Annotated in this window: 7 protein-coding genes; 3 read left to right on the forward strand and 4 right to left on the reverse strand. The window is 69.5% G+C overall.

Going from position 1 to position 9335, the window contains the following annotated elements; genetic code table 11:
• Together KDL01_RS45645 and KDL01_RS35390 are read left to right on the forward strand one after the other, a co-directional pair.
• A partial coding sequence (locus KDL01_RS45645; protein WP_212533068.1) for a YjbQ family protein occupies positions 1–129 on the forward strand: 129 nt, incomplete at its 5' end.
• A gap of 60 nt (positions 130–189) precedes the next feature.
• Positions 190–3021 carry an NACHT domain-containing protein gene (locus tag KDL01_RS35390; protein ID WP_212533062.1) on the forward strand — a complete coding sequence of 944 codons (2832 nt, stop codon included), beginning with the start codon at positions 190–192 and terminating at the stop codon, positions 3019–3021.
• Between the two features lie 129 nt (positions 3022–3150).
• On the opposite strand, the gene KDL01_RS35395 is transcribed toward KDL01_RS35390, so the two are convergent.
• Both KDL01_RS35395 and KDL01_RS35400 read right to left on the reverse strand, forming a co-directional pair.
• On the reverse strand, positions 3151–4533 hold the full coding sequence (locus KDL01_RS35395) for an IS1380 family transposase (RefSeq protein WP_212533063.1): 1383 nt from the start codon (positions 4531–4533) through the stop codon (positions 3151–3153).
• 342 nt (positions 4534–4875) lie between these two features.
• Complete coding sequence (locus KDL01_RS35400; protein WP_212533064.1) at positions 4876–6084, reverse strand: ROK family protein; 1209 nt, start codon at positions 6082–6084, stop codon at positions 4876–4878.
• Positions 6085–6276: 192 nt separating this feature from the next.
• Here KDL01_RS35400 and KDL01_RS35405 point away from each other — a divergent pair, with 192 nt between their 5' ends.
• Positions 6277–7602: an MFS transporter gene (locus tag KDL01_RS35405; RefSeq protein ID WP_212533065.1), complete on the forward strand. Its 1326-nt coding sequence runs from the start codon at positions 6277–6279 to the stop codon at positions 7600–7602.
• Between the two features lie 17 nt (positions 7603–7619).
• On the opposite strand, the gene KDL01_RS35410 is transcribed toward KDL01_RS35405, so the two are convergent.
• Both KDL01_RS35410 and KDL01_RS35415 read right to left on the reverse strand, forming a co-directional pair.
• Positions 7620–8906 carry an acyltransferase family protein gene (locus tag KDL01_RS35410; protein WP_212533066.1) on the reverse strand — a complete coding sequence of 429 codons (1287 nt, stop codon included), beginning with the start codon at positions 8904–8906 and terminating at the stop codon, positions 7620–7622.
• 22 nt (positions 8907–8928) lie between these two features.
• A partial coding sequence (locus KDL01_RS35415) for a DUF998 domain-containing protein (RefSeq protein ID WP_212533067.1) occupies positions 8929–9335 on the reverse strand: 407 nt, incomplete at its 5' end.

Here is a 9335-nt window from a genome sequence, read left to right on the forward strand (position 1 = left end):
CCCCCGCACGCCACCCTCCCCGTCATCGCCGGCCGCCTCGAACTCGGCACCTGGCAGTCCGTCGTGCTGGTGGACACCAACCGCGACAACCCGGACCGGACCGTGCGTCTCAGCTTCCTGGGTTCCTGACACCCCAGCTCCCCACGGCGGCTATATTCCTTGCGGGATTCCTTGCGAGGAGGAGGCACCGTGGGGGAACTGGTGCACAAGTTCGGCATCTGGGTGGGCGTGGCGATCGGACTGGGCGTCGCCGCCATGCGCAAGAACGCGTCCGCGCTCGCGAAGACGATCGGCCGGGCCGTCTACGCCCGGCTGGCCTCGACCTGGCTGGCGCGCACCGCGTTGCGCACGTACATCAAAAAGCTGCACGCGGAGTTCGAGCACTTCCACGCCGTACTGCCCGGCGCACGCAACCTGAACATGCCGATGCGCACGGTCTACACCCCGCTGAGCGCCGTGACGTTCGACGTCCTGGACCGTGGCGCCGCACGCGACGTCGCGGTCTCCCTGCAGGACGAGAAGAAGAAACGGACCGTCGTGCTGGGCGTCCCCGGCGCGGGCAAGTCCATGTCGCTGCGGCAGCAGGTGTTCAAGTGGGCCGACGCCCACCGGGAAGTGCGCACCTCGCGCTGGGCCGGCCGCGAGTGGCGCCGCACCCGGATCAAGGTGCGCAATCTCACCCACATCCCGGTGCTGGTGGAGCTCAACCGCTTCGACCCGGACAAGCAGCAGCTCAGTTCCCTGATCAGCGACACGATGGACCGCCGCGGCTTCCCCAACGCCGGCAAGTGGGTGCAGGGCGCGCTGCGCAAGAACCGTCTGGCCGTCTACCTCGACGGGCTCGACGAGGTGGCCACGGCCCTGCGTCCGGCCGTGATCAACAAGATCACCGACTTCGCGCGCAACTACGAGGGCTACATCGTGGTCACCTGCCGGACCGCGGTTTACGACAACCAGCTCGGCGACGTGGTCGACCAGACCCTCCAGGTCGAGGGCTTCAGCGAGTTCCAGATCCGCCGATTCCTGCACGGCTGGGCCAAGGCCTGGGCCGAAATCGTCGCCGGCACGAAGACACATCAGCAGCACCGGCAACGCGAGACCCTGGCGGACGACACCGTCGAGCGCCTCATGCGCGAACTGCACAACGCCCCGCAACTGATGGCGCTCGCGAAGAACCCGTTCCTGCTCACTCTGATCGCGTTCCTCTACAGCAGCGACTACGCCGAGTCCGGCCAGGCCCTGCCGCACACCCGCGTCGCGTTCTACGACGAGGTCACCGAGGCCCTACTCAAGGACCGCTCCCGCCCCACGGCCTACCCCTACGCGATCAAGCGCCGGGTCCTGCGAGACCTGGCCCTCGCCGCGCAGGACGTACCCTCCCGCGCGCACGACCGCCTCGCGCTCCCGGCGGACCAGGTGCTGGCGAGCGCGCGCAAAAGCCTGCTCAACGACGGCAGGCCGGTCGAGGACGCCCCGAGCATCATCGAAGACATCGTCGAGCGCACCGGCCTGCTGCTGGAAGTCGACGGCGGCGACCGCTACCAGTTCGCCCACCTGACCCTGCAGGAATTCATGGCCGCCGAACGTCTCGCCACCGACGAAGACGGCATCCTCACGCGCTACGAGCGAGACCCGGACACCTGGCGCGAGACGGTGCGGCTGTGGTGCGGGATATCCGACACCGATCGTACGGAGTTCGTCAGGTCGATCTACGCTCTGGATCCGTTGCTGGCCTTTCAGTGCCTCGCCGATGCAAAAACAATCGACGAGGCACTGGTCGACACCATCGCCAACCGGTTCCGGGGACGTTCCGAACCGGAGGTGTTGGCCGCCTTCGGATTCGTCGCCGCCGACACCCGCCCGATCGGCACGAAGCTGTTCGCCGTGCTCTGTCAGGACTTGCGCGGGTCCATACCCACACTGCGCGAGGTCGCCATCAGAGCTCTGGCGGCAACGAACACGGCGAAGGCCGCCCGCGCGCTGTGTATGGGCTTCGACCAGGACGACCAGTCGATCTACCGAGCGCTGAGCGAGATGGGCGACTTGGCGGTGTCGGCGCTGTCCGAACGGATCGCGGCCGGCTCCGAGCTCGCGTTGACGGCCCTGTCTGCCATCCGCACGCCGTCCTCGACGCGCAGCGCCGTCGCACTTCTCTGGACGGCTCCGCCTTCGCTCCAGCCCAGGGTGGCGCTGCACGTCGGCGAACTTCTGGCGTTACCGGAGCTGCGTGCGACCTTCGAGGAGATGAACGCGGCTCCGCTCAATGCGAAGTACGCATGGGTCTCGAACCGGTATGCGCTCCTCGGCGAGGGGTTCGCCAGAGTCTCGGCCCGCGTCATCGAGGTGCTCCAGGAGACCGACGAACCGGTGGCGGCCGGTAACGCGGCGCTTTGGAATTGGATGCTGGCCAGGGCATTGACGCTTGTGCCCAGCGAGCCGGTAACGCTGGATGAGCAGCGGATCGAGGAAGAACTCGAGAAGGAGGGTATATCGACGGGGGGCTACGCACGACGGATGAGGCGCACTTTCACGCCCGGGCAGCCCCCCGAGTCATACAGGTCTGCCGTCGACACGTTGGTGCTGGCCGGTATGCCAGAACGCCATAAGCACTTGCTCTTGGCGATGAGCGAGCTGCAACTGTCGGCCGTTCTGGAAGCACTTTTCCACGCAGGCCGATTTCTTACCCGAGACCAATGGGAACACGCCGACGAACGCGCCCGCTACGCGGTCAATCGGAGTTGGCATACGTGGTCGGGCCTGGCTCTGTTCATCGCGTTCTGCGGCTACGCCGCGGTCCGTGCCGCACCATGGCACCTGTTGGGAAATCCCTGGGGGCCGCTGTGGCTCGATTGGACGGCCCTCGGCGTAATTGTGTTGGGCTGGTTCTCCATGGTCTGGGCCGCATTTGCCGACGAGCATCTCCTTGACTCCCTAGGTTTCGGGCTTCTCGGCGCAGTGTACCTGTGGGAAACCTGGAGCGACCGTGATGGCGACAGGCTGAGCCTCGATCCACCGAGCTGATTGCAGAGCGCTGATTTTCTGTCGTTTCGGTCGGTGGGGCGGCTTTGCGGGCAGGGGTGATCGCCGGGTGGCCGTCCGGGCGGGTTCTCCTGGGTTCCTGGGTCGTGGCGGGCGGGGTGGCTCCTGCGTTCAGGTCAGGATCGGCCGGTGTCCGGTGCGCGTCCACAGGGTGAGGAATCCGGGGTTCCACGGCCAGTGTTCGGGCAGGTGGAGGTGCAATCGCCTGGCTGAGGTGGCGATTCTGGCGGGGATGTTGATCAGATTCCTGCGGATCGTCGCGCCGGTCGCCTTCGCGTGGAAGCGGTCAGCGAGGGTGGCGGCGGCGCGGGTGAGGTTGTAGGAGATCGCGGCCAGGGTCAGCCACGCGGCGTTGGCTTGGAACCTGCCGGAGGGCAGGTGTCCGAGTGGCCCGTCTTCGAGGTCGGAGAAGACCTGCTCAATCACCGCGTGGCGGCGGTGGTCGGGTTCGGCCTGGGTGATGGTGTGCGGGCTGTCGGTCAGCAGGGCGTGGTGGCGGTGCGCGGCGAACAGTTCGCCCTGGCCCTCGGGCACGGCGGCCGGGTTCAGGCGTTTGACGCGCCGCACGATCAGGCGCGCGGTGGCCTGCAGGCCCTTGGCCTTGGAGGCGAAAGCGGTGTAGCGGATCTCGGCGATCTCGGCCTCGGAGACCCAGCGGTGCTCGTCCTGGTCCCACACCGCGTCGCGGTACTTGATCGGGCGCCACGAGGTCTCGGGAATCTGGCTGATGGCGGCGCGGATCCGCTGTGTGTTGCCCACGGTGATCGAGAACAGGGCCCCGCCGTCGCGGACCGCCTTGACGAGCCTCGCGGAGAAGAACGCCGAGTCGGCGCGCACCACGATTACCGCGGTGACCCCGGCCTCGCGCAGTGCGCGGATCGCCTCGGCGACCAGGCTGGCTGCGCCCTTGCCAGAGCCCGCGGATCCCCTGCGCAGCCTCGTTGCGACGATCACCGGGCGGGAGGAGGGCGTGGAGGCGGTCACGATCTGGAAGTGCAGGCCCCGCACGTGCGTGTACCCGAACGACGCGCCCTGCTTCGCCGGGCCGTAGACCTGCTTGACCTTCGAGTCGATGTCCAGGAACACCACCGGCTCCCCGGCCGGGACGAGCCCCGCATGCCCGATCAGGTTCGCGGTGAACCTGCGGGCGGCAGCTTGGAGCTGGCGGACATGGCCGTGGGTGAACGAACGCAGGAAGGACCCGAGCGTGGACGGGGCGTAGATCCCGTCGAAGAGCCGGTGAAGGCCTCCGGCGCGCAGCAGGTCCGCGTCGTCGATGCTGTCCGCACCCGCGCACATCGCCGCGACCAGACTCATCGTCTTGCCCGCCGGGTTCGCCCCGGTCGTCACGCCGAGATCGACGTGCCGGCGTATCAGGGTGGCCAGTTCGCACCGTTCGGCGAGCCGTATCAGCGGCACCAACCCCGCCGCCGTGATCAGGTTCGGCTCGGAGAACGACGCCGACACAACCGGCGCGGCATGAGAAGATTGCATCCGCGAGATGCCTTCCGACACTGGATGAATGAAGACCTAGAGAACCTCCATTCTGCCAGGCCAGAAGGCATCTTGTGTCATTGGGGCCACCCCACGGAACGCGACGTCGTGATGCTCGTCGGTGGATCGAGGCTGAGGGCTTTGGGCACCCTCGGTTTGAGTCCCATCGCATGTTTGTACGCGTTCATCGCAGTCATGCAGCCCGCAGGCGTAGCACTGGCCTTGATCTTCTTACTCGTCGTGCTCAGCGCAATCGCACTGTTAGTGGTCCGGGCGGCAATTCTCGAGGATCGGTCCAACTCGCCAGTCCTACGCTTGGCTGTGGAAAGGTAGCCCGCCGACTCACGAAGCCACGACCTCCGCCACCGCGCTCATCGCCTCAGTCCGCGCGAGGTGCACCGCACCGAGGATCTCCGCGTCCGATCCGAGGCTGCCGTTCACGAGGGTGAGACCCGCCTCCACGGCCGGGGCGCAGAAGAGTTCGACCTGTTCGGCGATGCCGCTCAGCACGTGTCGGCCGGCGCCGCCGAGAGTGGCGTCGAGGACGAGCAGGCCCGGGTTGAGGAACGTGCACAGGTCGGCCAGGGGGCGGCCGAGGGCGCGGCCGAGTTCACGCAGGACTCGGGCGGGGGCGGGCTCGTCGGCGTCCGCGAGGCTCAGCACCTCCGGGAACGTCAGGGGCCTGTCGTAGGCGTGCTCCATCAGTTCGAGCAGGGGTCTGCGGGTGCGCGAGGAGAGGCAGCCGCGGGCGCCGCAGGGGCACAGCGGGCCCTGGTCGTCGACGTGGAGATGGGCGATCTCGCCGGCGAAGCCCGACGCGCCGCGGTAGAGCGCGCCGTTGAGCAGCAGACCGGCGCCGACGCTGCGTTCCCCCAGTTTCAGGTATATCTGGTCTCGATGGCCGCGTCCCGCACCGTGATGGGCCTCGCCGAGCGCGCCGAGGTTCGCGTCGTTCTCCACGTCGACCGGCACGCCGAGGCGGCGGGAGAGCACGGCTGCCGGGTCGGGCGCGAGCCAAGGTGCGAATCCGAAGCGTACGGTCGGATCTTCGGGTGCTGTGCGGTCTTCGTTGCCCCGTGCACCGCGTCCGGGGGCGGGCAGTCGGCCGGGCGGCAGTCCGACGCCGCGCTGGTACGGTGCGGCGACGCCGAGCACGACGCGGTCGAGCGGGCCTTCGCCGCTCTCCCCCAAAAACTGCCACGCGGGCTCGAGCACGTCGAGGTCTGAGTTCTCCTCGACGATGGCGAACTCCCGGCGCGCGAGGATCGAGCCCCCGTACGTCGCGACCGCCGCGCGTAGCAGGCCGTGCGACCAGATGACCGTGCCGACCAGACGCTGCCGGCCCGCGGAGACCAGGACGGTGGCGGGTCGGCCGGCCCGGCTCTGCCCGGCAGACCGTGTGGCCCGCTCGACCAGGACGCCCCCACGCAGCAGTCCGGAGACCGCCGCCGTCACGGTGCCGAGCGGCAGCCCGAGGTCGGCGGCGAGCTCGGCCCTGGTGATCCCGTCGCAGGTCTCCACCGCGTTGCGCACCCGCAGCGTCGCGTCCATCGCCCCTCCGGTCCGTCCCGGGCCGTTCCCCGGCCCTGATTTCCACGGTTCCTGATTTTCGCAGTTCCCGATTTTCACGGTTCCAGGATAAATAAGAGCACGCAATCCGGTGCTGCGCAAGCAGTTCTCGGCGGTTATGCTGCGACTGCGCCCTGATACAGGGAGCTCATTTTCCCAGTTCCAGGAGAATAGATGTCCACCACCGACAGCGCGACCACCGCCTCGATCTCGACTACCGAGGGCCGCCCGGACCACCCGGACCACCCGCCCCGGGCGGCCTCTCCGTTCGCCGCGCTCACGTTCCGGCCGTTCCGCTGGTGGTTCGTCACGCAGATCCTGTCCGCCTCGGGCGGGATGACGCAGGCGGTGGCCGCGTCCTGGCTGGTGCTGCAGATGACCGGGAGCGCCCTGGCCCTCGCCGCGCTCTCCGGCGTGACGATGCTGCCGAGTCTGCTGGCCGGGGCGTGGTGCGGCGCGCTGATCGACCGGCTCGACCGGCGCAGGGTCCTGATCGCCACGCAGAGCACGCTGACCGCGCTGAGCCTGTGCTTCTACGCGCTGATCGAGACCCACAACGCGGCGTACTGGTCGATCCTGGCCCTGTCCGCGACCAGCGGCCTGGTCAACGCCTTGGACGGACCCGCGCGGCAGGTCTACGTGCTCGACCTCGTCGGCCGCGGGCGCCTCGCCGGAGCCGTCAGCCTCTACGAGGTGATCCTCAACACCTCCCGCGTCCTCGGCCCGGCGCTCGGCGGGCTGATGCTGACGGTCGGCGGTCCGGGCGCCTGCGTCCTGGTCAACGCGGCATCCTTCCTCGCCCCGCTCGCCGTGCTGCTCGCCCTGCGCCCCCACCGCCAAGCCGACAACGACGCTGAAGACGCCGCCGACGCCGCACAGCACCAGTCGTCCCGCGTAGCGCAGGCCTCGACGGCGGCTCGGACCTCCCGCCGCGGTGCGACGCGGGCCGGGCTGCGCTACGCCTGGTCCGTACCCGCGATCCGCTCCTGCCTGCTCATCGCCGCGGCCTCGGGGATCTTGTTCAACTCCGGACTCATGTTCCCGCTGCTCGCCGACCGGGTCTTCCACCTCGGCGGCGGAGGGTACGGCGCGCTGCTGTCCGTCTTCGGCCTCGGCGCACTGCCGGGCGCGCTGATCGCGGCCCGGGGTGGCGAGCCGACCAGCCGTCAGGTGGCCTTTCTCGCCGCCGCCACCGGCGTCGCGACCATGGCCACGGCGTACGCGCCGGACCCGGTGCTGCTCTACCTCGGCATGGCCCTGGTCGGGTTCTGCTCGATCTGGATGATCGCGCGCGCCAACACCTTCGTCCAACTGCGGGCCGCCTCGGAGATGCGCGGCCGGGTGATGGGCGCCTGGGTCATGGCCCTGCCGGGTGCCAGCCCGATCACCGGCCTCGCCATCGGGGGCCTGGCCGACGCCGCCGGCGCGCGCATCGCCTTCGCCGTCGCGGGACTGGCCATGCTCACGATCGTCGCCGCGTCACGCCGCGCCCTGGCGTGACGTGCCCTGGCGTGACGTCACGACACGCTCTCCGCCGTCAGCAGGGAGCTCTCGCTCGGGGTGCTCCCGGCGAAGAAGATCGCGGCCATCCCGATCACGAAGCCGGCCAGTGCGGCGGTGGGCCAGCGCCCGTCCGGCGCGAATCCGCTGATGGCCAGGCGGGCCAACCCCTCCGAGGAGGCGAACAGGCCGAGCAGCAGCAGCGGCGAGGACCAGCTGCCCGAGCGTCCCTGCCCGGCCGGCAGGCGCCGCATCGGCTGTTCGGCCCACGTGACGAGCGCGACCAGCGGCACGAACACCGCCGTGAGCAGGGCGAACCAGACCAGCCGCAGCACGAACCACTCGCCCGAGCCGATGCCCGGCTGCGCGATCACCCCGGTGGTGTAGAAGGCGAGCGCGACGACGACCACCGGGACGAAGTGCCAGAGGTAGACGTTCATCACGAGGCTGTTCAACCGGTGTACCAGCCGCCACCGCTTCGGCGTGGCCAGCAGACCCGTGACCCAGGGCTCCGCGACGATGACGAGCCCGGTCTGCGCCGCCGCGAAGGCGAGCAGTGCGATCGAGGGCGGATTGGTGTTGCCGGACCCGACCATGTCGACCTGGAACGCGCGCGTCACCACGAACGCGGCGAGCAGCACGGCTCCGGCGCCCGACATGACCCACAGGTGCCACCGCGGCGAGGTCAGCCGCCCGTCGCGCCAGGCGAAACCCCACTGATGGATGGCGCCCCACACCAGCAGGTAGTTGGCGTAGCCGAGCAGGTGCAGGTGAAAGCCGTGTATCCCGACGTCCACCAGCGCCGCGCCCGCGGCCATGACCAGCGGAACCGCGAGCCCCCAGCGCCGGTGCGCCGCCGTCATCGCCGGCGTGAGCGCGATCACCAGCATGTAGACGGGCAGGAACCACAGGTGCAGGGCGGCGAGCCAGCCCACTTCGGCGAGTTCGGACCTCGGGACCCCGGCCAGCCGCGCGATCGAGACCGCGATGAGCGCGAACACCAGGTACACCGCCGTCGGCCACAGCAGCCGCACGGCCCGCTCGCGCACCCACCAGGTCCAGCTCTGGCCGCGGGCCCGGTGCGCCTCCCACGACAGGCTGTTGACGTAGCCGCCGACGAGGAAGAAGACCGGCATCACCTGGAAGGCCCAGGTCACCCAGCGGCCCCACTCGACGTAGTCCACCGCGTCCGCACCGGACAGTTGGCCGCCCTGATAGATGACCGAGACCAGCAGCCAGTGGCCGTAGACCACTCCGCCGATGGCCAGGACCCGGAGCAGGTCCACGTACCGATTACGCGTCATGCCACCCTTGATACCCCTCTGGTCATCGCCCACCGTCGCCGCCGTCGTAGCGTTCGGTGGCGCCGACCGGCGCGCGCGTGGCCGCGACCTCGACCGACTCCGCCAGACATGCCGCCACGATGACGAGCGGCCAGGTCGTCTGGGCCGCGGTCAGGATACGTTCGGCGAGCCCTGCGACGCCGTGTCCGTGCAGCTCGACCAGGAACCACGCGGCGCCGCCCGCCATCAGCACCGTCAGCACCCGCCCGGTGGTCGGCCTGAGCGTCCAGTTGGGCGCGAGCCCTCGCACGGCGGCCAGTATCGGGAACAGCGCGAGCAGCGTGAACCCGATCGCGGTGGAGAACAGATGCCGCAGCGAGGTCCCCCCGTCCGCCGGCTCCGGCGAGAGCCCGACCACGATCGAAGCCACCCCGCCGCACGCCAGCGCCA

It is taken from the genome of Actinospica durhamensis (assembly GCF_018139695.1).
Classification (GTDB): Bacteria; Actinomycetota; Actinomycetes; order Streptomycetales; family Catenulisporaceae; genus Actinospica; species Actinospica durhamensis.

Excerpts from the sequence above, each read along its gene's own strand:
- KDL01_RS35395 (WP_212533063.1), bottom strand. The coding sequence starts at position 4,533 with ATGCAATCTTCTCATGCCGCGCCGGTTGTGTCGGCGTCGTTCTCCGAG.
- KDL01_RS35400 (WP_212533064.1), bottom strand. The coding sequence starts at position 6,084 with ATGGACGCGACGCTGCGGGTGCGCAACGCGGTGGAGACCTGCGACGGG.
- KDL01_RS35410 (WP_212533066.1), bottom strand. The coding sequence starts at position 8,906 with ATGACGCGTAATCGGTACGTGGACCTGCTCCGGGTCCTGGCCATCGGC.
- KDL01_RS35405 (WP_212533065.1), top strand. The coding sequence starts at position 6,277 with ATGTCCACCACCGACAGCGCGACCACCGCCTCGATCTCGACTACCGAG.